This window comes from Wolbachia endosymbiont (group B) of Longitarsus flavicornis, from assembly GCF_964028135.1.
Lineage (GTDB): Bacteria > Pseudomonadota > Alphaproteobacteria > Rickettsiales > Anaplasmataceae > Wolbachia.
The window spans coordinates 1,198,589-1,222,855 of the sequence record NZ_OZ034758.1; the positions used below are offsets into that span (position 1 = coordinate 1,198,589).

General features: G+C 35.1%; 24 protein-coding genes and 3 pseudogenes. 7 read left to right on the forward strand and 20 right to left on the reverse strand.

Annotation, left to right across the window (positions count from 1 at the left end):
- Window positions 1-42 precede the first annotated feature (42 nt).
- Entirely contained in the window at window positions 43-183 is a 141-nt protein-coding gene (locus tag ABWU45_RS05535; protein ID WP_019078704.1) for a hypothetical protein, read from the forward strand.
- Between the two features lie 52 nt (window positions 184-235).
- Window positions 236-1,480: a group II intron reverse transcriptase/maturase gene (ltrA, locus tag ABWU45_RS05540; protein WP_007302363.1), complete on the forward strand. Its 1,245-nt coding sequence runs from the start codon at window positions 236-238 to the stop codon at window positions 1,478-1,480.
- Window positions 1,481-1,676: 196 nt separating this feature from the next.
- Here the strand turns inward: ltrA and ABWU45_RS05545 are convergent.
- From ABWU45_RS05545 to ABWU45_RS05570, 6 genes and pseudogenes are all read right to left on the reverse strand, one after another.
- A pseudogene (locus ABWU45_RS05545) lies at window positions 1,677-1,973 on the reverse strand (reverse transcriptase N-terminal domain-containing protein); the annotation flags it as partial.
- A gap of 440 nt (window positions 1,974-2,413) precedes the next feature.
- The gene (locus ABWU45_RS05550; protein WP_353278141.1) at window positions 2,414-2,590 is read right to left on the reverse strand and encodes a gpW family head-tail joining protein; all 177 of its coding nucleotides are present in this window, start codon (window positions 2,588-2,590) and stop codon (window positions 2,414-2,416) included.
- A 3-nt stretch (window positions 2,591-2,593) separates the two neighbouring features.
- Entirely contained in the window at window positions 2,594-4,420 is a 1,827-nt protein-coding gene (locus tag ABWU45_RS05555; protein WP_353278143.1) for a phage terminase large subunit family protein, read from the reverse strand.
- The gene (locus ABWU45_RS05560) at window positions 4,417-5,898 is read right to left on the reverse strand and encodes an ankyrin repeat domain-containing protein (protein WP_353278145.1); all 1,482 of its coding nucleotides are present in this window, start codon (window positions 5,896-5,898) and stop codon (window positions 4,417-4,419) included. The genes ABWU45_RS05555 and ABWU45_RS05560 overlap by 4 nt, the downstream gene beginning before the upstream one ends.
- Before the next feature lie 2 nt (window positions 5,899-5,900).
- Window positions 5,901-6,380: a hypothetical protein gene (locus ABWU45_RS05565; protein WP_353278147.1), complete on the reverse strand. Its 480-nt coding sequence runs from the start codon at window positions 6,378-6,380 to the stop codon at window positions 5,901-5,903.
- Window positions 6,381-6,408: 28 nt separating this feature from the next.
- Complete coding sequence (locus tag ABWU45_RS05570) at window positions 6,409-7,629, reverse strand: DNA modification methylase (protein ID WP_353278149.1); 1,221 nt, start codon at window positions 7,627-7,629, stop codon at window positions 6,409-6,411.
- Between the two features lie 188 nt (window positions 7,630-7,817).
- Here ABWU45_RS05570 and ABWU45_RS05575 point away from each other — a divergent pair.
- Window positions 7,818-8,357 (forward strand): annotated as a pseudogene (locus ABWU45_RS05575) (IS4 family transposase); the annotation flags it as partial.
- Between the two features lie 197 nt (window positions 8,358-8,554).
- Here the strand turns inward: ABWU45_RS05575 and ABWU45_RS05580 are convergent.
- Window positions 8,555-9,832 (reverse strand): IS4 family transposase, encoded by a 1,278-nt coding sequence (locus ABWU45_RS05580; protein ID WP_353277926.1) that lies wholly within the window; start codon window positions 9,830-9,832, stop codon window positions 8,555-8,557.
- Window positions 9,833-9,915: 83 nt separating this feature from the next.
- On the opposite strand from ABWU45_RS05580, the pseudogene ABWU45_RS05585 reads away from it, so the two are divergent.
- Window positions 9,916-10,741: pseudogene (locus ABWU45_RS05585) on the forward strand (IS4 family transposase); the annotation flags it as partial.
- Here ABWU45_RS05585 and ABWU45_RS05590 read toward each other — a convergent pair.
- Entirely contained in the window at window positions 10,718-10,954 is a 237-nt protein-coding gene (locus ABWU45_RS05590) for a helix-turn-helix domain-containing protein (protein ID WP_353278150.1), read from the reverse strand. The pseudogene ABWU45_RS05585 and the gene ABWU45_RS05590 sit on opposite strands and share 24 nt — an antisense overlap.
- 52 nt (window positions 10,955-11,006) lie before the next feature.
- Window positions 11,007-11,951, reverse strand: a complete 945-nt coding sequence (locus tag ABWU45_RS05595) for a hypothetical protein (RefSeq protein WP_353278152.1) — start codon at window positions 11,949-11,951, stop codon at window positions 11,007-11,009.
- Window positions 11,952-12,128: 177 nt separating this feature from the next.
- Between ABWU45_RS05595 and ABWU45_RS05600 the strand changes: the two genes are divergently transcribed.
- Window positions 12,129-13,211, forward strand: coding sequence for a hypothetical protein (locus ABWU45_RS05600; protein WP_353278154.1), 1,083 nt, complete (start codon window positions 12,129-12,131; stop codon window positions 13,209-13,211).
- 135 nt (window positions 13,212-13,346) lie between these two features.
- Here the strand turns inward: ABWU45_RS05600 and ABWU45_RS05605 are convergent, their stop codons facing one another.
- The 5 genes from ABWU45_RS05605 to ABWU45_RS05625 all read right to left on the reverse strand — a co-directional run bounded on the left by ABWU45_RS05605 (window position 13,347) and on the right by ABWU45_RS05625 (window position 15,424).
- Window positions 13,347-13,709 (reverse strand): helix-turn-helix domain-containing protein, encoded by a 363-nt coding sequence (locus ABWU45_RS05605; protein ID WP_353278156.1) that lies wholly within the window; start codon window positions 13,707-13,709, stop codon window positions 13,347-13,349.
- Window positions 13,710-13,731: 22 nt separating this feature from the next.
- Window positions 13,732-14,061 carry a helix-turn-helix domain-containing protein gene (locus ABWU45_RS05610; RefSeq protein ID WP_353278157.1) on the reverse strand — a complete coding sequence of 110 codons (330 nt, stop codon included), beginning with the start codon at window positions 14,059-14,061 and terminating at the stop codon, window positions 13,732-13,734.
- A 104-nt stretch (window positions 14,062-14,165) separates the two neighbouring features.
- The gene (locus ABWU45_RS05615) at window positions 14,166-14,432 is read right to left on the reverse strand and encodes a JAB domain-containing protein (protein WP_353279092.1); all 267 of its coding nucleotides are present in this window, start codon (window positions 14,430-14,432) and stop codon (window positions 14,166-14,168) included.
- Window positions 14,433-14,439: 7 nt separating this feature from the next.
- Window positions 14,440-14,826 carry a DNA repair protein RadC gene (locus ABWU45_RS05620; protein ID WP_353278159.1) on the reverse strand — a complete coding sequence of 129 codons (387 nt, stop codon included), beginning with the start codon at window positions 14,824-14,826 and terminating at the stop codon, window positions 14,440-14,442.
- 127 nt (window positions 14,827-14,953) lie between these two features.
- Complete coding sequence (locus tag ABWU45_RS05625; RefSeq protein WP_019236353.1) at window positions 14,954-15,424, reverse strand: hypothetical protein; 471 nt, start codon at window positions 15,422-15,424, stop codon at window positions 14,954-14,956.
- Between the two features lie 75 nt (window positions 15,425-15,499).
- On the opposite strand from ABWU45_RS05625, the gene miaA reads away from it, so the two are divergent.
- Window positions 15,500-16,384, forward strand: coding sequence for a tRNA (adenosine(37)-N6)-dimethylallyltransferase MiaA (miaA, locus tag ABWU45_RS05630; protein ID WP_353278161.1), 885 nt, complete (start codon window positions 15,500-15,502; stop codon window positions 16,382-16,384).
- Between the two features lie 128 nt (window positions 16,385-16,512).
- On the opposite strand, the gene ABWU45_RS05635 is transcribed toward miaA, so the two are convergent.
- From ABWU45_RS05635 to ABWU45_RS05660, 6 genes are all read right to left on the reverse strand, one after another.
- Complete coding sequence (locus tag ABWU45_RS05635; RefSeq protein ID WP_006013387.1) at window positions 16,513-16,638, reverse strand: hypothetical protein; 126 nt, start codon at window positions 16,636-16,638, stop codon at window positions 16,513-16,515.
- Window positions 16,639-16,751: 113 nt separating this feature from the next.
- Window positions 16,752-18,314, reverse strand: a complete 1,563-nt coding sequence (locus ABWU45_RS05640; protein ID WP_353278163.1) for a Mur ligase family protein — start codon at window positions 18,312-18,314, stop codon at window positions 16,752-16,754.
- Window positions 18,283-19,515 (reverse strand): cystathionine beta-lyase, encoded by a 1,233-nt coding sequence (metC, locus tag ABWU45_RS05645; protein ID WP_006013396.1) that lies wholly within the window; start codon window positions 19,513-19,515, stop codon window positions 18,283-18,285. The genes ABWU45_RS05640 and metC overlap by 32 nt, the downstream gene beginning before the upstream one ends.
- Before the next feature lie 7 nt (window positions 19,516-19,522).
- Window positions 19,523-19,807, reverse strand: coding sequence for a BolA family protein (locus ABWU45_RS05650; RefSeq protein WP_264682652.1), 285 nt, complete (start codon window positions 19,805-19,807; stop codon window positions 19,523-19,525).
- Between the two features lie 72 nt (window positions 19,808-19,879).
- Window positions 19,880-21,802, reverse strand: coding sequence for a molecular chaperone DnaK (gene dnaK / locus ABWU45_RS05655; RefSeq protein ID WP_353278165.1), 1,923 nt, complete (start codon window positions 21,800-21,802; stop codon window positions 19,880-19,882).
- A gap of 73 nt (window positions 21,803-21,875) precedes the next feature.
- Complete coding sequence (locus ABWU45_RS05660) at window positions 21,876-23,633, reverse strand: Rne/Rng family ribonuclease (protein ID WP_353278167.1); 1,758 nt, start codon at window positions 23,631-23,633, stop codon at window positions 21,876-21,878.
- 149 nt (window positions 23,634-23,782) lie between these two features.
- On the opposite strand from ABWU45_RS05660, the gene rpmG reads away from it, so the two are divergent.
- Window positions 23,783-23,983 carry a 50S ribosomal protein L33 gene (gene rpmG / locus ABWU45_RS05665; RefSeq protein ID WP_012481745.1) on the forward strand — a complete coding sequence of 67 codons (201 nt, stop codon included), beginning with the start codon at window positions 23,783-23,785 and terminating at the stop codon, window positions 23,981-23,983.
- Window positions 23,984-24,267: the final 284 nt, after the last annotated feature.

The window sequence follows — 24,267 nt, forward strand, 5'->3', positions numbered from 1 at the left end:
CGTCCGGCATAAAAGTGGCGTGAATCTATTTTAGGCTATTGCATGGAACTACGGGAACCTGTCGTTTCGATGAAAAGGGAGAAGTCCAAAGAGCTGATCTCTGAGGATGAGAGTACCGATGCGAAAAACAGGGGCGGATTAGCTCGTAGTAGCGAAGAAGTTTCTGTAATGGAAATGGAGTGAAGGGGCTAAGTTATTTAGTTTTAATTATTTATCAACCGAAAGGGAGGAGTTAATGAATAAAACAAAGTCTTTTGATATACCGAAGCAACTTATTTGGAGAGCTTATAAACAAGTATCGAAAAATAAAGGTGCAGCAGGTGTAGATGAGGTCTCGATAACAAAGTTTGAAGAAAATCTAAAGGATAATCTATACAAATTATGGAATCGGATGTCATCCGGAAGTTATTTTCCAGAGCCGGTAAAAGCTGTTGCGATACCAAAAGATACAGGAGGGCAAAGAATTTTATGTGTGCCTTCAGTATTCGACAGAATAGCGCAAACAGCAGCTACAATGTATCTTGAGCCGTTAGTAGAACCGAAATTTCACGAAGATTCATATGGTTATAGACCAAATAAGTCTGCGCTGGATGCGGTATACACAGCACGGAAGAGATGTTGGAAAAATGATTGGACGGTAGATCTTGATATATCTGGATTTTTCGACAATCTGGACCACGATTTAGCACTGCAGGCTATCAAGAAACACACAGACTGCAAATGGGTCATACTGTATGTTGAGAGGTGGATGAAAGCCCCCATTCAGCAAGCAGATGGCAGTAGGGTAACAAGGGATAAAGGAGTTCCGCAAGGAGGTTCAATAAGCCCAATCATTTCAAGCATATTTATGCACCATGCGTTTGATATGTGGATGAAACAAAATTATCCAACAGTACCATTTGAAAGATATGTAGATGATGCGATAGTGCACTGCAGAACTAAAAGACAGGCAGGATTTATGAAAGTAATGATTGAAGAAAGATTGGCTAAGTGTAAATTGAAGTTACATCCTGAAAAGACACAGATTGTGTACAGTAAGGATGATGATAGAAAAGAACAATTTCCTAAACAAAGCTTTGATTTTCTAGGTTATACTTTTAGACCTAGAGTAGCAAAGAATAAGATGAGGAATTATTTCATCTCATTTCTACCTGCAATTAGTAACAAAGCCAAGAAGAAGATCAAGAAAACCATAAAGTCATGGAGAATACATCGGATTACATGGACCACACTAGAGGAAATATCGAAGAAAATAGATCCAATAGTCAGAGGCTGGTTTCAGTACTATGGCAGGTTTTATAAATCAGAGATGTATCCATCTCTCAGAAATATAGAGAGATACCTCATAAGATGGGTCAGGACAAAATATAAGAAACTTCGTGATCACGGAAGACTAGCAAAGCAATTTCTAGGAAAAGTGAGAAAGAGGTCTCCAAGTATTTTCTATCATTGGACACTTGGGTTAGGATCAAAAGGCTAAATAATGGGAGCTGTATAAGTCGAGAGGTTTCCGTGCAGTTCTGCGAGAGACTGGTGGGGAAGCTCCGCCGGTCTACTCTCCTACCAGGTTTTGGAATCCAAACTCGTCTCGATGGTTTTGCTTTTTCTCTTATATCCAAAGAATATACTAATTGTAACCTTTCTTTTTGATTAAGATTCGCTTTTCCATCTATACCTGCAGTCTTTTTTCCTCTGTTATCCTGAGTTACCTTTCTAACAGCGAGCGTTCTTGCACTTGTTGATCTGAGTAACAATCTCTGAAGATTATGCATCTTTTTGATATCATTACATTGTGAAGCTCGGTAAATTCGTTTTTGTAGCTTAAATGAAGATTTCTCCAGCTTGCGCCAAGGAATTTCATTCCATTCATACCTAACATTTTGTTGGCTCATAACATATTCACTACTATTCACAACTTTACCTTCCAAACTACAGTGTCTACGTTTGCATATCCTAAACATTACCTTAGGCATTAGCTTCTTAGACAATCCCTCTACATAGGAGCATTCGGCTGGCTACCTTCTTAGTTATCCTTTTGAAAATAAAGAATAATAAGAGCTTCTATGTAGTTACTCCGTTCCATAAAATCGTTTCTCGTTAAACTTAGGCTCTTACTATCTGCCGGAAGATTGGAAGCATCTTAATCAGGAAAAGCCGATCCTAATTACCCGTTTCTTCATACCTTTTGGTATATGCGTATTCAACCTTATTTCGCATATTCGAATTAACGACAGTTCAAACATAAGTTTCTTTTCGTAGCCATATCTAACTCTTCTCGAGAGGATTTATCATAAGGTTTGATATTACTCCCTTTTGATCCATGCTTACACCATGAGAATTTGCCACTTTCTTAAGGTGTGGATCATGATTTTACCCAGATGCTATGGGAGATGGAATTTAACCATCACGACATTTATGACCTTCGGGCCGCACCAGCTTTAATTCGTTGTCTTAAGTTTAGTAAATCATTTATATCTACTTCTGCATATCTTACCACATGATCACCATATGCAATTGATACTACTCGCTCTCCGTTTTGCAGCTTCTTTATCGCTTCTTCGACTTGAATTAAATAATCTTCGTTATACATTTATTACTTGCTGATCCATTTGCTTTTGACTATTTTCTTTGATTTTTTACTTTCCGGTTTTCCACTCAAACTATTCCATTTACTCTCTGGCCATCTGTCTATTCCCAGTGCTATCGATGCTGCTCTCGCATAAATTCGGCAATCTAGTACTTCATTTCTTTCTCTTACCTTTTGCCACTCTTGTTTGGTATATCCTTTTACTACCTTGCTGACTAATTGCTCTGCCGTTAGCTGCTTAAAATATTCAGGTGCGTACTCAGGAAAATGACAGTATCCAGGTAGAGCTTTTCCCTCTTCTTCTTTTAAAATATTAAGTAATTGAAAAAGCTCTGATTTTAATATCGATACTCCTACTGGCCACAGCTTTATTCCTCTTTTCAGCTTTTGACCACCAACTGTTATATCTACTCTACTTGGGCTGCTCAGCGGCACTAGCGCTTTATTGACACCTTTGACTGCCATTGCTCTTCCAGATCCTTGATGACCTCTTACCCAATTGTATACTTCTTGTGTTGCATATCCTGCATCAACTGCCATCATACTTATCATATACTCAAGCCCATTTTCACCGATAAAATGATGATTGAGGAGCTCCGAAAGCTTTCCCCATACTTCTCCTCTTCCAGTATCACCTTCAAATACTCGGTAATCTATTGACCAATTTTCTCTGCCTTTTCCCCATGCTACAACTTCTACTTCTAAGCGATCTTTTTGTACATCTACTCCTGCTGTAAGCACCACTTCTCTCCTAGGTACTGTGCCTACGGGAAAAAATTCTCTCCTGTTAAATAATTGCTTCCAATCTGGCACTTCTCCTTTATCTACCCAGGTTTCTCCTAAAGTGGTATTTATCCATACTTTTAGTAATTGTTCACTTTCTTTTGCATGTAAAAAATCTTCTACTGCTTGTTGCCAACTATACCAGCCAACTGGGCTATAAAGACTTGAAAGATGAAATCCTTTTTTCTCACCTTTTACTCTATTAGTAGCTCTCCATTCTCCACGTTCCAGCATCTCTGTCTTTTGATGATTTTCTATCTTTTTACCACATTCTATACATATATAGTGTGCTGTATTTGGATTTTTATCTTCCCATTTAATTTGTGACCATTTCAGAACTTGATAGTAATTACAATGCGGACATGGAACAAAAAAGTATCTCTTATCTGTTGCTTCAAATTCCTTCTCAATTCTGCTGATTCCATGAATCGTTGGTGTTGAAACTAAAAAAATCTTTCGCCTTGCAAATGTATTAGTTCGTGCAATACTAAGCAGTACTGGATCTCCTTCTCCTCCTGAGTCTCCTGGATATGCATCTATTTCATCAAGAAAGAGGTATTTTACTGGCATAGATCGGAGGCCTACACTGCTATTTGCTCCAGTTATTACTACTATTTCACCTGGAAATTCCTTACTTTGTACAGTATTCCCTGAATCTCTTGACCTTGGGTCTTTTACTTTACTCTTTAGACATGGTGTACTCTCTATTAACGGTGCAAATCTTCCCTTTGACCAACGCTTTCCCATTTCAACTGTTGGCTGTACTACCAGCATTGGACCTGGTGTTTGATCGATGATATAGCCAATCCAATTGTTGCCAGCTTCTGTTCCCCCAATCTGCGCTCCTTTCATGAATACTACTTTTTCTGCTGGTGAGGACGGAGAAAGTGAATCCATGATTTCTTTTAAATAAGGAGTTCTTTCCGTTCTCCATTTCCCTGGCTCTGATGCTGCAGTTGGCGCTAAAACTCGATACTCATTCGCCCACTCTGATACTTTAAGGTGCGGATCTGGCCTTAAACCTTCAGAAAAAGATGTAGCGTATATCATATTGCTAGCTCTTCACCATCATTAGATGATACTTCAACATCACTTAAAATAGAACTGCACTCACTTGTTTTCTCACTTTCGAGTTCAATAAACATTTTCTTTTCAAGTGCTTCTTCTATATACTTCTGAATTAAATTACTCATTATTATTGCAGCTATGAGCGCAACTATTCCCACCATTACCGCAGCTATAATGTTAGGGTAAATTCCTACTATCGCTATTGCGCATATTGTTATAGTGACACAGATGATATTGGTATATTTCTTTATTTTTTTGTCTGCTATTTTCCTTTCTTCAAAATATTTATTGCTCAATAAATGAAATGTTGGAAAGTTCTTCTGTCTTCCAAATAACACTATTTCTTTCTCTTTACTCAGTAGTTCTATTAATTTTGCATTGTTCGTTATTATTGCATACTGAAAAACATCCGTGGCATCTGCTCCTCTCTTTAGCAACAACTTTACTACGTTAAAGTGACCATGCTTTGCAGCAACATAAATTCCCGTTTTTCCACTCTCATCTACAGCATCTATTTCAACTCCTTCACCAAGAATACCGTCTATTAGGTCTTCATATCCTTTTCTGGCAGCTAAATGAAGCAAACTGTTTTTATCAGCTCCGTATCTATTACTTGCTAAAATCTTTACTATATCTAATCTATTTGCTTCTTTTGCATAACAAAATGGTGTCTTGCCATTATCATCCTTAATTAAAGGATCTATATCTTCTCGCGTTAGTAAAACTTCTATTGTTTTCAGCCTTTCAGCATAATGTAGTGGCGTTTTATTTTCATAATCTTGTAAATTGACCTTGGAATTCGGAGCATTTATTAAACACCTTACAATATCCAAACATAAATCTCTCTCATCATAATTACTACTACTTACAGCTACGTGCAAAGAAGATAATTTCATTGCATTTCTGCCGCTACCAGCTATATTGACATTCGCACCAAGATTTGAAAGTAATTTTACTACTTCTAGCTTCTTGTTGTTTACTGCATAATGCATTGCTGCATGATTTCTCACGTCAAGAACATCCTTATCCGCGTTTCCTTCTCTAATTAAAATTTCTACTATTTCTTCATGTCCAGCTCCTGCCGCTAAGTGTAATGGTGTATGTAGTAAAGCATTCTGCTCATTAACATTAACTCCTTTGTTGAGTAAAAACCTTACAGCATTTGCTTCATTCAACATCGCAGCTAAGTGAAGTAAGCTATCTCCCTCTGATCCATATTTATGATTGATTAGTGCTTGTAATATTTCTTCTCTTGCACAAGAAAGCGCACTTTTACCATCATCATCAGTAATTAGTGGATTAATATTTTTCCTATTTAGTAAGAGCGCAACCATACTAAGCTCGTTAATTTCTACTGCATAATGCAGTGGTGTCTTTCCGTTTGATCCTCTGACATTAACATCTAATCCAGGTTGATTAATGAGGCACTTTATTAATTCTAAACTTAACTTAGCAGACATTATTAAAATTTAGCGTTAGATAATTCTTGTAATGAGTTTGTAATCTCTTCGGTTAGCGCCATATGAATCTTTTCAGTGTCACTCAGTGATGCAAGCAGTGCTGAAACTCTATTTGGAATATTAAGCAAATTATTACGGACAACTCTTGCTACATTAAATGCTTCGCACTTTACTTCCTCTACTGCTACAAGTTCACCAATCTCAGCTTTTGCCTTTGCCTCAAGCAGTTTACCTCGTTCCATTTCATTTTTTATTCTAGTTTTTAGCAACATCGTGGAAAGGTTACTTGTATTTTCGTTTTCTGGATTTTTCCTCTTCAGTGGCTGACTTGGATCTCTTATTGCTGCTACCGCTTCATTTGCTTGTTCTCGGTCGATCAAACCATCCTCCAACTTAACTATTCCTTTTTTTACTAAATAACAGACATATTGCTTTGATACTCCTATCTCTCTTGCCCATTCCGTCTGCGTGATTTTTTCCACTCTTTTCCTCCTCTCTTTTTGCTCCTTTTTACGAATTTTCTTCTTGAATTTCCGCAAAAGTTTTACCAGTACCAGAAAGAATTGCCTCCCTACCTGTGTATATTTGCCAACGTTTTATGGTTACATCTACAAATTTTGAATCTAGCTCTATTGTTCTGCAAATTCTTCCTGTTCTCTCACATGCAATCATCGTGCTGCCAGAACCGCTAAATGGATCAAGTACTATGTCTCCTGATCTGCTGCTGTTTACTATTGCTCTCTCCATTAGCTCTACTGGCTTCATTGTTGGGTGCAGTGAGTTATGTATTGGCTTATCATAAAACCACAGATCACTTTGATTTCTACCTCCATGCCACTCACGTTTATTGCCGCTTTTCCATCCATAGAGCATTGCTTCGTATTGTCTTTGATAATCTGATCTTCCTAGCGTAAAGTGATTCTTTGCCCAAATGATAAATGTTGACCATTTTCCTCCCGCTTCCTCAAATGCTTTTTGCAACGTTGAAAACTCTGATGATGATATACAGATATAAATAGCACCTTTCGTATATGCTAAAATATGGGAACAGATATCGTAGAGAAAAAGCTCATACTTTTCACCTTGATTATCGTTTAGTATCTTTTTATCCTCTCTTTCTTGACTGCTACCATAATCAACGTTATATGGAGGATCACAAACAGTAATGTCTGCCATTTTATCATCTAACAGCGCTTTATATGATTCAACTACAGAGCTATCACCACAATAGATTCGATGATCACCTAAAATCCATAAATCCCCTGGTTTTGTTACTTCCACTTTTTTGTCATCAACAATTAACTCAGAAAGATCTTCTTTTTCACCATCAAAATCATCAAGAAATCGTTGAACTTTTTCCAATTCAAATCCAGTCATTTTAAGATCAAACTGCAAATCTTCTAGCTCTTGAATTTCCACCTTCAAAAGCTCATCATCCCACTTTGCCCAATTAGCTGATTGATTTGCCAGTAACCGAAAAGCTTTAGTTTGTGGTTCATTTAAATTATCACTTAAGACCACTGGAATACTCTCCATACCAAGTTTTCTTGCTGCTTTAAGTCTTAAATGACCATCAACCACAGTACCATCGCTTTTTGCAACTATTGGAATACGAAAGCCAAATTCCCTGATTGAAGCACACATTCTGTTTACTACGTCATCATTTTTACGAGGATTACGCTTATATTCGACGAGGTTTTCAACAGGATAGTAGTGGATTGCTAAATTCATATCTTAATAATTAAAAAGTTAATATTCAAAATATCTCTGACGCTAAAGAAGGCCTGGGGTCAGCACCACCAAACCCGCCAGTATGGCCGAAAGGACCCACTTTTTATGAGCATACGCGTCAAGTTAAGGAAATAAAGGTATGAAAGAGATAGAATAATAAGGTATAAGTTCTCCCAGATATACTTTTAGTGAGAGAACCAATGAATAAAATAACTAGCTTATCAAAAAAGCTCAAAGAATTTTTTAATGAAAAAGCAGAGAAAATCTCAATTACAACAAGGTTTATAAAAAGAAAGAGAAAGCTAAAAGGTTCATCATTCGTAAAAGCCATGGTCTTGGGTAATATAGGAGTTGATAATTGTAGCGTAGAAACAATGTGTCAATTACTAAACGAGGACTCGATAGATATAACAAAACAAGGTTTGGATTTTAGATTTACTGAAGAAGCAGTGGAATTTATGAAAAGGATGTATAATGAATCTGTGATTCTCTTTAAAAATATCTTGCAAGTTGATTGCAAAATCTTACAGCAATTTAATAGTGTTAAATTATTGGACAGTAGCTATATTACTCTACCTAACAGTATGGAAGAGATGTATAAAGGTTATGGTACTAGCTACAGTGGCTATGAAAGCAATACTAAGTATGGAATAAAGTTACAATTAGTTTTCGACTACATGAATCAGATAATAGACCAACTTAATTTAACGGAGGGGGTAAGATCAGACCCACTGCCATTAAGTTAAGGGAAAGAGAAGTTAAGATTGGACAAAAAATTTGAAGTGATTGATAATTATGGTAAATACTAGGGTGAATTTTTAAGAAAAGGGAGTCTGAAAAGTGCAAGTTATTTAAAAAAGTAATAATTGCAGGTTATTTTGCAAAGAATGTACTAATGCAATGATACTGAAAAGATATCTTGAATTTAAAACACATGTTTTCTAGCTCTTTTCTGGTAGTTGAGTGAACGAATATCAGATATCTTATGACGATCAACTCTTCTCCCTTTTCTCACCACTAAAGTGTTCATCAAAAATAACTGTGATAGTCGATCCATAATGCAGTCTATGTCTGACTCTGTAGAAAAAATATCAAAGGCTAAGTTTTTAATCGCATTAAATGAGACAGATTTATTGATGCTTTTTTTTAGTTTACTATTCTGTGAGCTCAATGTCTCTTCATCATCTTCTATCATGATACTTTCTAGATTACTGATGAAGATAGTTGACCAAAAATCCTGCTTGATAGTTTCAATACTTTTTCCTGTGAAATTCTCTAAATTTAATCTTCCCTTCAGCCTAGAAAAAAATGTTTCTACTCCCCAGCGCAAGTAATATAATCTCTCAAACTCTTCAACTGTAAAACGTTTCTCATCTAACAGAGATGTTACTAACACTTCAACTTCGCCAGAAGAAAGTATTATTTTGACTAACCTGAATTTCATCTCATCAGGTAATCCTAGCTTTCGTAGCTGTCTTGCTACTTTAATAGGTGCGGTAGACACTACCACCGTACTAGATGGGCTTTCCGGCTTAAACATAGCGTTTATTTCATTGAAAGACGAACTTGAACAGCGAATTATATAATTGATTTTCCTTCCTGTAAGCTCAGCAAGAAATCGATAAGATACGTATCCTCTATCACAGATTAACAAATCGTCTGATTTTATGGATTCAAGCATACCGATTGCTAAATCAACCTCATAGCTGTCACCTCTACTTAGCACAGATTTTATTGCAATATTATTTAGCATATCGTAGCAAACTTCAAAGGTTGCACTTGTATAGTCTTCAAATCTCTGGATTCCATTCCATACTGCTCTTGAGCTAAACTCACCTATTATTTTGTCGCTCTTTGGCAGAATCAGTATTGAAGCATCAAATGCAAGTACTCTGAAGCCATGGTGGGTTTTAAATTCCTGATCTTGGTAGTATAGGGAAACTATATCATCATTTAACTCTGAAAACGCAGTATGTTTTAGCTTCTTTCTTGCTTGAGTAAATGCACTTGCCGTAATTGTATAATCTTTTCTTGTATGCAGAACAAACTCATTAAGCATCACTTGTAATGACTTTACACTCTTTCTAAAAATCAGGAGAAATACATTAACGAAGGGCAGCTTTCTTTTTCGTGAGAAGTCTTTTGAGGATGCTCTGTGTGCGTTTATAAAGTTTAAACTCATCAATTTATTTTTTATAAACATGATTATTCTTTTTTTTACTCATGTCATTACTTCTTTTAATTTGTGAATCTTACCTGATTTTATAATACAGTTCATCACTTTTCCTTAACTTAATGGCAGTGAGATCAGACCAGGGATATAGGAAACATTTAAGTAATATATTAAGCAATGATTTGCTAATATCTGATCTCGGTTATTTTGTGCCAAGTTCTTTTAAACAAATCAATGAAATAGGAGCTTATTTCATAAGTCGTTATAAATCCGATACCAACATATATGATGTAGAAACAAATCAAAAAATGGAGTTATTAGAATGTTTAGAGGATAAGTTATTTTTAGAAAACGAGGTATTGTTAGGAAAAGAAGCAAAAATTAGAGTAAGAATTATATGTCAGAAACTAACTGAAGAACAAGTCTATGGCCAGAAGAAGGAAAGCTAATAGATTAGCAAGATCGCAGGGATATACATCCTCTAAAAGAAATCAAAAATTGTTGAACTGGTCAATATTTATAACTAATGTTCCAGAAAATAAAATTAGTGCTGAGCAAGTATTAACGATTTACAGAGTAAGGTGGCAAATTGAGTTATTATTTAAATTGTATAAAAGCCATATCAGACTTGATAAGCTAAAAGGAAAGCCATGCAGAGTATTATGTGAACTATATGCTAAATTGTGCGCAATTCTTATATTTCACGGCATAGTTGGTTGCACAGAAGTGAAAAAGAATACAGAACTTAGCTTAACAAAGGCATTTATTGAGCTAAAAAGGCGGGTTAGAGAGTTATTTTTAGTATTAACCAAAATTAATAGTTTAAAAGCATTTCTTAAAAAACTCACTATAACTTGGTCGCGATTTTCATTAAAAGACAAACGTAGAAGGACTAGAGTATCCACTTTAACCTCTCTAAATTTGCTCACAATCTCTTAACTTGACGCGTATGGTATGCATAACAGTAAAGAAATCAGCAACATCTATCGATAGTGCTTTTGCTAAATCATATAATCTACTGGCCAAAACACAATTTGAACCATTTTCGTACCTTTGTATCTGTCTATATGAAACACCTATTCTTTTTCCTAACTCAGTTTGCGTTAAACCACAGTATAACCTAAGTTCCTTTATTTTTTTGCCTAATTGCACCTTTAATTTCAGTTATTCAATTTACAACAAATTTTATGAAGTGGAAAAACAGTCAACAAAAAAATTGCTTCAATAATTTCTGTCTTTCGCTAATTAAATTATGTAGCGTTATATACCTTTTCTCAATTTCCCTCATCTCTTTTTCTCGTTCTGCAATGCTATTTCGTATTACTTCAGCCGAATATCTGCTTTTACCACTTGCAAACTCTGATCTTAATCTTCTAACCTTATATTCAAGCTCAGAAAATCTTTCATGCTGCTCGAGAAGTTCTATCATGTGACTGATTTCAGAATTTAGCTTTTTTTCCTCAATATCTCTCACAATAAAAGAAAGGAGAAGCTTATCTATTTGGTAATCAATATTTGGTTGATCAGCAAATAGATTAATTAGGGCTTTTACATCAGTAGGATTTGCAACTAATAAGCTAAAATTACTATATAAAAAACTATAGAACTTTATCATCTTCTCAAGATAATTTTTCATATCCTGTGATAATGGTAATTCTTTGCTGATTCCTGACAGCGATATTTTCAATTCTTCCAAGTATTTCGTATCAAAATTACTTACTTCTGTAGGTGAAAGAATCATCAGCAGCTTTTTTACAAGCTCAACATCATTTGACTTAACTACATTATAAAGAGCTTTTTCCTTATCTTCTTTTAAATCATAAAGTTCTGATGAGTTATCTGTGCTGAACAGATATTCAGTATTTCCCTGAGGAGAGTAGATTAAAATGTCCACTTCTCTTAGCGGGTGGTCATCATTAAACTTTTCTAGTAACTGCTTATCGGTAATTTCCTCTATCGCTACAGCTGCTTTACTGATCCTTTTCAGCTCAGAAACATTATCTCTTGAATTTTCAAGTATATCTTTAGCCTTGTCTAGCAGCTGCTCATATAGAACTATTTTTTCTTTATTATCAAGTAGCTGACAATGCTTTTTCAGCTTTTCAGTAGAGTAAGATAGGAGATCTATTTCTTTCAATTTTATAATCACAATACCCCATTTTTGTTGAAACTGAAATAATTTTTATAGGATGTGTTTTTCTAGTGTAAATGCCCGTAAAGTTTGTTATTATAATATATAATAAATCAATAAGTCGTATAGCGTTAACAATTAAATAACATTTATCACGTTATGATCGAATAGTAATAAGATTAAGTGAGGGTTACAATGAAAAAAATAAAAAGTAAAAAATTGTCTAGTAAAATGTTAAAAGCGGTAGAGCGAATAGCAAAAGAAGGGTTGTTACCTAATTTTATAAAAGCTGCTCCAACAGCAAATAAAAAGATCAGTAAACTACCTGTCTTGTCATATCCTGAGGAGCTCAATCCATTTCGATCAGCTTTATCCAAGATAAGGCTAAGTGAATATGAAAATATGAAACTAAATGAATTCTTGGAAAAAGCTATTGCAGCTAAAAATATAAACGAGTTAAGTAAAGTTGTTGATGAAGCTTTGGATTTAGGAATAAGAATAAATGCTGCCAATAAAAATGGCTTTAGCTTCGCTAACGTTACAATGTTTAAGATGTATCGTGATGGATTCAAAGGAAATAAACAAGAGGATATAATCAGGAAGTTAGCTTTAAATGGGGCAGATTTTAATGTACAAGTTGATAATAAAATAACTGAAATTTATCAAAAGGTGCAAAAAGAAATTGAGCCACAAATATATGATCTACTCAAAAAGCTCAGGGAAGTTGGAGAGAACGCTACTATAGAAGGAACTGTTGAAAATATAGAAATTGATAATAAGACCTTCTATATAGAATTTTCACATAGCTGCATAGTTGATGTTGCAAAAGTTGTAGAAGGTGCAAAAAATTTAGGCTTAAGTAAAGGAGACTTAAACCTTGGTGGCAATATCCTAAAAATAGGTGATGGTGAAGTTGAAGTCAAAACTGGGAAAGACGGCAAAAGAAACTACGTGGATATATCAGATAGCAGTGCTTTTACAGTAACACTTTGCACTAGCCTAGGAGAGCTAAATTTAATGGTATATCATGACACAGAAGACTATCATCAAGTACAAGTTGAGGTAGAAGATGAAGAAATGTGGAATGAGTTGCAAAAAATAGGAGAAATCGTAGGACAAGGTTGTTTATTTGGTGGCATGTCTGTTAAAGAAGCAGTAGAAAAAGGCAGTTTTACTAGGTGTGGAAGATGGGGCGATCCAAATTCTAAGAGTAGTGAGACTTTTTCTTGGGTAGATAAATTAAAAAATGATAAAACGACATCTGTAGGACGTTTTTGATTGATGGCTATGTTTTACATAGCCATAATTATTGCAAAGTAAAGTAGTTCTTGGAATTTAATCAAGATTACCATAAAAAATTTACCTTAACTAGCATTGCTTGTAGAAGTGGATTGAAGATATATTCAGGCAATATTATTTATTGGCAAGCGCTTTTATCACTGAATGCACAATATTACGCAACGTTTCATCCTTAATTTTCCTGTATTCCCTCACTAGCCTTGATATTTCTTCACTACCCACATCGCTACAAAAGGCCTTATCGTGTAAGTCTTCAGAAGCTTTGGTAAAAAAATATGACATATCAACGGACAAAGCTTCTGCCAAATTGTACAATCTATCAATTACAAGCCTTACCTCTCCAGTTTCATATCCTTGTATATGCTGAAATGAAATTCCAAGCTTTTTTCCTAAGTCCCTTTGGCTAAAACCACACATTAGCCTTCTTTTCCTTATTCTTTCACCTATTTGCTTATCGATAGGATGTTGTATGGTCATTTTACGTATCAGATAATATTAACTATGTATTATCACTTTGAGAAAAAGATTTTACCAATATATAAACTACACTACGTAACCTTTTGCTCTTAATTTCATTATATCCTTTGACTAATTTTAGTATTTCTTCATCGTAACTTTCATGTGAGTCAGCATGCATACCAGTAAAGAAATCAGCAACATCAATTGATAGGGCTTTTGCTAAGTCATATAGTCTACTGGCTAAAATGCAATTTGAACCATTTTCGTACCTTTGTATCTGTCTATATGAAACACCTATTCTTTTTCCTAATTCAGTTTGTGTCAAACCACAGTATAACCTAAGTTCCTTTATTTTTTTGCCTAATTCCACCTTTCATTGCTAATTTTATTTGTTCAAGCTTACAGCGAATTTCTTAATTCATAAAGTGGAAAAAAAAGAAGGAAAGCTAGAGAACTTTCCTTCCAGGTTACAGATTACAATAAGCCACTGTCATAAAAACTAAAGTGGCTCTTCTGTGTTACGATTATATGATCTATCAATTTCATTCCTACATTTTCGCAGGTTGCAGCTAATGTGAGTGTGTTATCCTCATCCTCCTTTGATGGTTCTATATCTCCGCTTGGATGATTATGTGAAATTGCAACAGATGCTGCATCAATCAGTAATCCCTGTTTTATTATTTCCCTCACATACAGAGGTACTCTGTCTATAGTTCCACAATCTTGAATATACTCATATATTAAATGATCACTTCGGTCTAAGTATAATCACTCGTAAGCTTTCCTTTCTTGACTGTCCTATTGCTGCTTTAAAGTATTTTAATAGCTCTTCTCTGTTATCAAGAATCGACAACTTTTTTAGCTTACCTTTCAGTATCCTATCAAAAATCTCTTTCAGACAAAAGATACTTGCTATTGCTCCATCGTTCATTCCTGTAACATTTTTTAGTTCATGAAAGTCAGCGTTAATTACCCTTCCTAGACTACTAAAGAGCTCCATTAGCCTTTTAGCAACTTCTCTTCCTTCTGCATATCCAGACAGAGTACGTTCTAGTAGCTCGTGATCCAATAAAGACCTGCCTCTGCTTGATAGAATACGAGTTTCCAATTTTTCTTTTCTCTCACTATTATTCATAAAAACCTCCAAGGTCAACATTATATACAAATTCAGCGCCAGCTTTCTGACGCAATAGTTCTCGAGGAATAACCCTTTTGAACTCTAAATTCGCAATGTTGTCCTTGTTGCTTTTACAACAGATTTACTACAATCCGAACTCCTCATTGATTTTATCGACTATCGTCTGTGGTGGATCATCTCCCCATCCTGAATATAAAATCTCTCCATAATCTGCAACATCTATAGAGCCAGTTCTACTTTTTGCCAGAAACATTTCTCTTTTATCTTTATCAACTAATACATAGTGCCAAGCTGATCTTCCTCGATCTTTACCACGAACTAGATATATGAGATCTGATCTACTTCTTCTTGTTGCATCAGCAAAGGATCTTTCGTTGATAGTTCTGCTTTTACTCTTTATGCCGCCACTTTCAGAAAAAGCTTCCTTGGCTTCAGCTTTTTTGTTTGCCAATTCAGAAATTTTTCCTTTTGCTCCTAGTGCATGTTCTTTGGTATTTTGAGATGAATACTTACTGGAAAAACCTCCTCTTGTCTCATTAGAGGTCCTATTTGTAAAACGCTTAGTAAACGAGTTATCGTTATCATTTTCTGCCATAAAAGTCTCCAAATTTTAGATTGTAGAATCCAAATTTTTACTACACCCTATCATAGGTTAGTTAAATTAATATAAATGAAGGATAATATAGTAATTATTACAGGAATTACAGCCTCAGGTAAATCAGAATTATGCGATAACTTGATAAAAAAGTATAAAAACATTAGCATAATAAACTGTGACTCAAAGCAGGTATACAAAGAGATTCCCGTAATTACTGCTCAACCACCAAAGCAGAAAGAATTTTATAGGCTATACGGTTATGTTTCAGCAAAAGAAAATTATTCCGTGGGTCTATGGTTAGAGGATTTAGAAAAAGAAGTTAATCACGCATTAGAAAATGCGCAAATACCTATCATTACTGGAGGAAGTGGGCTTTACATCAGCAGTTTAATCAAAGGCTTATCATCAATGCCACAAATAAGTCAGGAAGTTAGGAAAAATGTAAGCGAATTAAGGAAAAATTTAAGTAAAGAGGAGTTCTATAAGTTAGTGCTAAGCAAAGACTTAAAAATTCAGGGAAAAATACTTATGAATGATTCGCATCGCCTTTCAAGGGCACTTGAAGTTATCACTGAAACTGGCAAGTCGATTTTTGTATGGCAAGAAAATAGGCAGCCTCCTTTATTCAATAATTTTAAGGTATATACAATTCTACCTAAACGTGAGGATATATACCGAAAAATAAATTCTCGTTTTATTGAAATGATTGAAAATGGAGTAATTGATGAAGTAAAAAATTTACTTAGCATGAACCTATCTCCAAACTTGCCAGCTATGAAAGCACATGGAGTACCAGAAATTATAAGATACTTAAAAGGGGAGATTACTTTAGACGAAGCAATACAGATTGCTCAAACAAACACAAGGCATTATGCAAAACGCCAGTACACTTGGTTTAAAAATCAATTTCCGAATTCTCAAGTGATTGACTGTGCAAATAAATTGACAGAATTTTAGATATTTTGATTATTATGTATTATATTGCTATGCCTATGCAAACTTTTCTTGATAGTATTAAACTTTTTTCTTAAAGAACTTTCATCATTGCCTAAATTGTGATTATTAAATTCTTTGTAAAAATATTCTTACTTATGAAGCGCTACTATACCTGTAAGAGCCTTTATCACTAAATGAACTATATCACGCAATATTTCATCCTCAATTTTTCTATATTCTCTCACTAATCTTGTAACCACAATCTCCACTTTCATATCCTTGTATAGCTCTTCTCATAATAGTAGGAACAAGATAAGATAGTGATTTAGTATAACAAGAAGGTAAAAATGCCAGCAGCATACAGTTATGACTTAAGGAAAAAAGCCATTCAGGCGTTGGATGAAGGAGAGAGCAAAACAGCAGTAGCAAATTTTTGGCCCTCTCTAATAACTTCAACATCACTAAATTCAAGGGATTGGCCTTCTATTATTTGGAATCTTTCATGTCCTTTTCCTGCAACTAGCAGAATCATATTTTCATCATGTGCTATATTTATACCTTTCTCTATAGCTTTTTTTCTATCTCCTATCTCCAGTGCATCAGGGCAATGTAACAAAATATCGTGACGAATTTTCCCCGGATCTTCATCACGCGGATTGTCATCTGTGACTATAACTTTACCTGCAAGCATTTGTGCTATTTTACCCATCTCTGCACGTTTTGTTTGATCACGATTCCCGCCACAACCGAACACTAGAACTATCTTTTTATTGAAGTGCCATTTTAAAGACAACAGAGCTTGTTTGAGTGCACTTGGAGTATGAGCGTAATCGACAAATGCAAAAGTGTTCACTTTTTCCATTCTTCCAGATGGAGAAGCGAGTTTATCTATACACATTCTTTGATAGTCCATACCAGATGAAATAACTATACCGATTGCACACAACAAATTATATGCTTGAAATTGCCCAAAAATCGGAAAAAATGCGTTATAAATTTCATCACCGATTTGAATTGTCAGGTATTGACCATTGGCAGTGGGTATCTGCTTTAATAAAGTAATGTCAGAGTTTTTTTTTCCATAGGTTATAACTTTGTTGCCACGCTTTTCAGCTATGTTGAGCAACTCTCCATATTCGCCTATATCTGCATTTAAAATCGCTGTTTTTTCTTTTGGCAATACCTCATCAAACAACCTTTTCTTGGCCTCAAAATACTCATCGATACTTTTGTGATAGTCCAAATGATCTTGAGAGAAATTAGTAAAAGCTGCAGCATTGAGCCTGAGTCCATGGATTCTGTATTGATCGATTCCATGGCTTGAAGCTTCTAATGCTAAGTGTTCTACGTTCTTATTATTTATGTCACGCAATGTGGAATAAAGATCATCTGCACTTGGCGTTGTAAGGCTATTATCTTTTCTATTATTATTGACACATGTTCCCAGTGTTCCTATAGACGCTGCATTATCTTGCCAAATCTGGCGACAAAACTCCACTACTGAAGTTTTACCATTCGTACCAGTTACAGCAGCAATATATTTAGGTTGTTTGAATTGATAAAACCTGCTGACTATTTCACTGTATATTCCTTGAGGGTCCGAGTGGTAAAGCACTGCAAAACTTGGAGTACTTGTCATTCGAGTAGCGGACACTGGAATCCAGTTTTCATTATACAATTGTCTAGTATGCTTGTTTACAATTAAATTTTCTGGATCCCAGTGTCTGAGCACTGGGATGACATCTTTCTTGGCCCCTTGTATTACAACGTCTACACAGTTGTGTACACATCCATTAGGAAGACATGTTACGTGTTCTTTACTCCTTTCTGACACACAAACAAAAAGGTAACCTTCTTTAACTCTCTTAGGATTACATGTGACGCCTTTGATTTCAATATCAAAGTCAGCATTTACAATGTTATGCAGTAGCTCTTTCAGTCTCACAATCATCTTTAACACTTGAACATGGCAGTCTTATTAATGCAGTATTCAAGTCAAAAATCAAATCTTCAGGATCTTCTAGTCCGCAAAATATTCGCACAAAACTTCCACCATAATCTGAATTCATTACAGATCTTGACATAGATCTATGGTCTACTGGTAATATCAAACTGTCACATCCTCCCCAAGAAGCACCAATGCCAAAAACTTTCATGTGATCAACCATGCAGCCTAGTTCTTCACATGAATATTCTCTATCGAGTACTATACTAAATACGCTACTTGCCCCTTTGAAATAACTTTTCCATAAATCATGCTGAGAATAGGAAAAAAGTGCGGGGTATAAGACTTTTTTGATTTTTGGATGTTTTTCCAGCCACTTTGCTACTTGCATTGCTGTACTTTGATGCTTCCTCATGCGTGTTTGCAGTGTTCTAAGTCCCCTGTGTGCAAGGTAACAGTCATGCGATTGAATGGTGACTCCATAATTTTTATAGCTCTCATAAAGCAATTTAAAAATTTTACTTTCAGCAACCATAGCTCCCATCACTAGATCTGAGTGACCGGCTAGATACTTTGTCACCGCGTATAGTGCAACATCAATTCCATAATCAAGCGGCTTAAACAACAAAGGAGTGGCCCATGAATTGTCACAAACGGTTACGATTCCACGTGCTTTAGCAACTTTTACTATATGCTCTATATTTGAAATCTCAAACGTTATAGAACCAGGAGTCTCAATCATGATGAGTGAAGTATTACTCTGAACTAAATCAGTTATATCCTGTGTCGGATTATAAAAAGTTACTTCTACTCCTCTTTTTGGTAGCTCATTTTCGGCAAATCTCTTTAGCCTATAATAACTATTATCTTGTATCAGGACATGTGAACCTGCTTTAGTGAAAGTCAAAATAGCAAAAGTAAGTGCAAATAATCCAGAAGGGTAGATGAGTGCTTGTCCCCTACCCTCAATTTCAGCCAGTGCATTTGAAAAATAATGAACAGTAGGCGTACCAACATTACTGTAACTGTAATCCCTTGCAACACCATCATTGATTACATCGTATATACTTTCTCCATTTGCTGCATTTAAGTAGTCCTTGTAAGTAGGAAATAATATAGTAGAAGAATGATAAACTGGTGGGTTCATCGACCCTTTATAATCATTAAATTTTCTTCCTGCTTTAACTAATAAAGACTCTTCGTTCACATTTTTATTATTTATTTTTTAGATTGTATTCGCTTTGCGTATACAAGTGAAGAGAAATCGCATGTACTCGTTCTATTTCACTCTTTAATAATTCATAGATCAATTTATGCCTCTTTAAAGAGCTCATTCCAGAAAAGTCGTTAGATATTAATACTAATTTGATATGTGAAGGTAGTGTCGAAGAAGAAGCAAAATAATGATCTACATGCTTTGCTGATTCATCGATAATATTAATATCAATTACACCTATTGAATCGCGTAATTTTTCTTCTATTGTCTTAATAATATCCACAATAGTTCCTTTAAGCAACAATACGCTCCTCTTGTCATCCCACAGTATCTGGGCACTGGGATGACAATCGAATTACTTATTCTCTTCTTTATTATCCATGTCTTGATAATCAGAATCTACTACTTTTTCTTCCTTATCATTTGGATTTCCTTCTGATGAAAAGCCATTTTCAGCACTGTTTTGCTGAGATGCTTGATACATAGCTTCTCCAAGTTTCATAGATAACTGAGAGAGGTTAGTAACTTTCTGTTGTATTGAATCAGCATCATCAATGTTGTCAGATTTACTCACTTCCTTTAACTCATTAACTGCATTTTCAATAGCAGATTTATCTTCTGGAGAAATTTTATCACCATATTCTGTCAGAGATTTTTCTGTAGAATGAACTAAACTATCCGCTTGATTCTTCACTTCAATAAATTTCTTACGCTTTTCATCTTCTTGTGCTTTTTCCTCAGCTTCTCTCACCATCCGATTTATTTCATCCTCCGATAAACCACCTGAAGACTGAATACGTATTTTTTGCTCTTTTCCAGTAGCTTTATCCTTTGCAGAAACATGCGCTATTCCATTTGCATCTATATCAAATGTCACCTCAATTTGAGGAACCCCGCGAGGAGCAGGTGGTATTCCTTCTAAACTAAACTGACCAAGCAGTTTATTATCAACCGCCAATTTTCTTTCACCTTGATGTACCTTAATTGTAACGGCTGTTTGGTTATCTTCTGCAGTTGAAAACACCTGAGATTTTTTTGTGGGAATAGTAGTATTACGTTCAATAAGTGGAGTGAATACTCCACCTAGAGTTTCAATACCAAGAGAAAGTGGAGTTACGTCAAGTAGTAATACATCTCTTACATCACCTTGAATGATTCCCGCCTGTATTGCAGCTCCAATTGCTACAACTTCATCAGGGTTAACCCCTCTGTGTGGATCTTTGCCAAAGAATTCTTTAACTTTCTCTATGACTTTTGGCATACGAGTCATGCCACCAACAAGAACTACTTCACCAATTTGACTAGCAGACAAACCAGCATCTTCAAGAGCTTTTTTGCAAGGAATTATAGTCCTTTCAATCAAATCATTCACTAAGCTTTCAAGCTTTGCTCTTGTTAGCTTCATATTTAAGTGTTTTGGGCCACTTGAATCAGCTGTAACAAACGGTAGATTTACTTCTGTTTCCATTGCACTTGACAATTCTACCTTTGCTTTTTCTGCAGCTTCTTTGATTCTTTGCATAGCCATTGGATCGTTTTTCAAATCAATGCCATTACTTTTCTTGAATTCACCCAGTAAATAATTCACTACTGCATTATCGAAGTCTTCCCCTCCAAGGTGAGTATCACCATTTGTAGCCTTTACTTCAAAAACTCCATCACCTATTTCAAGAACTGAAACATCAAATGTACCACCACCAAGATCATACACTACTATTGTGTGTCCGTGCTTTTTATCAAGACCATAAGCAAGTGCTGCAGCAGTTGGTTCGTTAATTATTCTGAGGACATTTAATCCAGCAATTTTTCCTGCATCTTTTGTTGCTTGACGTTGAGAATCATTGAAGTACGCCGGCACTGTTATCACAGCATCCTTTACTTCTTCCCCAAGATAAGCTTCCGCTGCTTCTTTCAGGTTTTGCAATATAAATGCACCAATTTGACTAGGAGAGTATTCTTTACTATCAGTTGTTTTAACCCATGCATCACCATTTTTTGCTGCAAATACCTTATACGGTACACCTAGATTCTTCATTTCAGGATCGCTATATTGGCGACCTATCAATCTCTTAGTTGCAAAAAAAGTATTACTTGCATTGGTAGTTGCTTGCCTTTTTGCTGGAGCACCAATCAACCTTTCTCCAGATGAAGTAAATGCAACTATAGATGGAGTAGTTCTTGCTCCTTCTTTATTCTCAATTACTTTTGTATCCTTACCTTGCATTATTGCAACACAAGAATTTGTCGTTCCAAGATCTATACCTATTGCTCTTCCCATAATGAATACTCCCTTTTAAATATTATCTGATGTAAAATATATAAGTATAAAACTCGTTAATTACAAGTCCCGTTTAGTTGTTAGAGCCCAAAAGGCGCGAAAGCCATTTAGTTAACCAAAAGTTGCCCGGTAGTTTATCTGAACTACCAGCTTCTTTATCCCTGCTATTCACAATTTGACATCCAGAATTCTGCAATGGCTTATAATCATTAAAATTAATATGGTCTCCTTGCTTTAAAATAAATGTATCTGCATCTAAACTATTATCAATACTAACATTTAATGTAATATTGAACTCTTTTTCGATTGTAGAAACCATATCACGCTTATTATTAAAAATGTGCGCTATAACTGCACTGCGTGCTATTAAATCAAAGGACTTATTTTGATTTTTATTAGCAATATGTTGCAAATCCCTTAGTATCGATGCAACAACCACTTCGTTTGATTTTACTCTTCCAATACCTTTACAGCGTAAGCACTCTGTAGTATTAATTTCCTGTATATTTGGTTTAATTCTTTGTCTTGAAAAGACCATTAAACCAAAGTCATTGATAAAGCTAAATTGAACTTTAGCTCTATCATCTTTAAACGCCTGCTTGATAGCAAATTCAACATTTTTGCAATACTCAAGTTTCAACATGTCAATAAAATCAACAACTATTAACCCTGATAAGCCCCTGAGATTCGCTTGCCTTGATATTTCAGATAATGCCTCCATATTAGTTCTATAAGCTGTTTCTTCTATGTTATCTTCTCTTGTCATTTTCCCTGAATTTACGTCTATTGAAACAAATGCCTCAGTTAAGGTTATCACCAAAGACCCACCAGATGGTAATTCTACTCTATTGCTATATAATTCAGAAATTTGATCTTCGACTCGATAGTAAGTAAAGATTGGAACAGAGCCTCTATATAACCTAGGACGTAATTTTCCTTGTAACACATTTTTAGTGTATTTTCTTACCGCTTCACAAACTTCTCTATCAGATACTATAATTTCTGTATCATTACTACAAAAGTCACGTACAGATCTCATAACTACATCTGCTTCGTTGTAAATTAATGATGGAACATTTAAAGAAGAGAAGTTTTGCTGGATATTTTGCCATAATAAGGTCAAATTATCGTAATCTTGCTCAATTTCTTTCTTACTTTTTCCTGCACCAACAGTTCTTACTATTAAACCTGAGCCTTTTGGTAAATTTATTGAATTTAATATATCCTTTAACTGTTTTCTAACGTTGGTATCTTCAATTCTGCGAGATACTCCACCCCTACTTATGGAATTGGGCATGAAAACACAGTATCTACCGACCAAAGTTACGTATGTTGTAAATGAAGCTCCTTTATTTCCTCGTTCTTCTTTAGTTAATTGAACCAATAACTTTTGATTTACTGAAATCACATCTTGTAACTTATATTTTCTATGTAAAGGTACCTCCCTCACAAAACCACTGCTGGATTCATTACTAGCTGTAGAATCTAGGCCTTCTTCTGTGCAATTATCATTTGAACAGTCCACACCGCTCGAATAGCCTTCGTCAGGGAAAATTTCCTTCTCTTTTTCTGGAATATTAAAGTAATTGAGAGATATCTCAGAAAAAGACAAAAAACCTTGCTTATTTTTTCCATACTCAATGAACACGGCCTGCAAAGCAGGCTCTATACGCTTTACATAAGCAACGTATATATTACCTCTTAATTGTCTTTTTTCCTTGAATTCTTGTTCAAACTCTACAACCCTACCATTAACTAGTAGGGCAACCCTTACCTCGTTAGAACAGGTAGTACTTTCTATCAATAATAACCTTTTGCCATCACTCGCCACTTATTTACCGTCTGCTTTTCATTCTGAAATCTTTTTATACTACTTAATATATTATTGATTGTCAAGAATTTTGCGACCTGCATTATTGGGTTGACTTTCAGTGTTTTGCGTTCTAAACTTGCATAGAGTTTATTATATCATTAACAATTATGGCGAAAAAAAATGCTTCTTTGCTTGTCAAGCTAGTTAGCACTGCAACTAAAACAACAAAAACTGGAGAAGAGAAACTAACAGGCTATTTTTGTGTAAAAAAACGTAATCCTAAGAACCTTCCCAAAAAGCTCGAGTTTAGGAAGTATGACCCAGTGGTCAGAAGACACGTATTATTTAAAGAAGAAAAATTAAAGTAAGTTTATTGTTATATATAGTTTATAATCAAGTTATACTCTAATAATAGAGCTCAGAGATATAATGGAAGGGAAGGTGAAACTCATAGTGTTGATCATTACACAATTAATAAACATAAAGTATAAAACACAGAAAACGCTCTAAAACCTAAAGTGTCACACGTTAGTAGGTCAAAAATCTAAGGGTTTTCCTTAGAGGGTTTATTGGACTAGATCGGATCAATATATAAACGTAAAAATAACCTGAGCTTGCCTAATATAAAAAGGTTCATGTAATTTGAATACAG

Coding starts and splice junctions, on each gene's coding strand:
- ABWU45_RS05535 (WP_019078704.1), top strand. CDS start 43: ATGGAACTACGGGAACCTGTCGTTTCGATGAAAAGGGAGAAGTCCAAA.
- ltrA (WP_007302363.1), top strand. CDS start 236: ATGAATAAAACAAAGTCTTTTGATATACCGAAGCAACTTATTTGGAGA.
- ABWU45_RS05550 (WP_353278141.1), bottom strand. CDS start 2,590: ATGTATAACGAAGATTATTTAATTCAAGTCGAAGAAGCGATAAAGAAG.
- ABWU45_RS05555 (WP_353278143.1), bottom strand. CDS start 4,420: ATGATATACGCTACATCTTTTTCTGAAGGTTTAAGGCCAGATCCGCAC.
- ABWU45_RS05560 (WP_353278145.1), bottom strand. CDS start 5,898: ATGTCTGCTAAGTTAAGTTTAGAATTAATAAAGTGCCTCATTAATCAA.
- ABWU45_RS05570 (WP_353278149.1), bottom strand. CDS start 7,629: ATGAATTTAGCAATCCACTACTATCCTGTTGAAAACCTCGTCGAATAT.
- ABWU45_RS05580 (WP_353277926.1), bottom strand. CDS start 9,832: ATGTTTATAAAAAATAAATTGATGAGTTTAAACTTTATAAACGCACAC.
- ABWU45_RS05600 (WP_353278154.1), top strand. CDS start 12,129: ATGAAAAAAATAAAAAGTAAAAAATTGTCTAGTAAAATGTTAAAAGCG.
- ABWU45_RS05605 (WP_353278156.1), bottom strand. CDS start 13,709: ATGACCATACAACATCCTATCGATAAGCAAATAGGTGAAAGAATAAGG.
- ABWU45_RS05620 (WP_353278159.1), bottom strand. CDS start 14,826: ATGAATAATAGTGAGAGAAAAGAAAAATTGGAAACTCGTATTCTATCA.
- ABWU45_RS05625 (WP_019236353.1), bottom strand. CDS start 15,424: ATGGCAGAAAATGATAACGATAACTCGTTTACTAAGCGTTTTACAAAT.
- miaA (WP_353278161.1), top strand. CDS start 15,500: ATGAAGGATAATATAGTAATTATTACAGGAATTACAGCCTCAGGTAAA.
- ABWU45_RS05635 (WP_006013387.1), bottom strand. CDS start 16,638: ATGAAAGTGGAGATTGTGGTTACAAGATTAGTGAGAGAATATAGAAAA.
- ABWU45_RS05640 (WP_353278163.1), bottom strand. CDS start 18,314: ATGATTGTGAGACTGAAAGAGCTACTGCATAACATTGTAAATGCTGAC.
- dnaK (WP_353278165.1), bottom strand. CDS start 21,802: ATGGGAAGAGCAATAGGTATAGATCTTGGAACGACAAATTCTTGTGTT.
- rpmG (WP_012481745.1), top strand. CDS start 23,783: ATGGCGAAAAAAAATGCTTCTTTGCTTGTCAAGCTAGTTAGCACTGCA.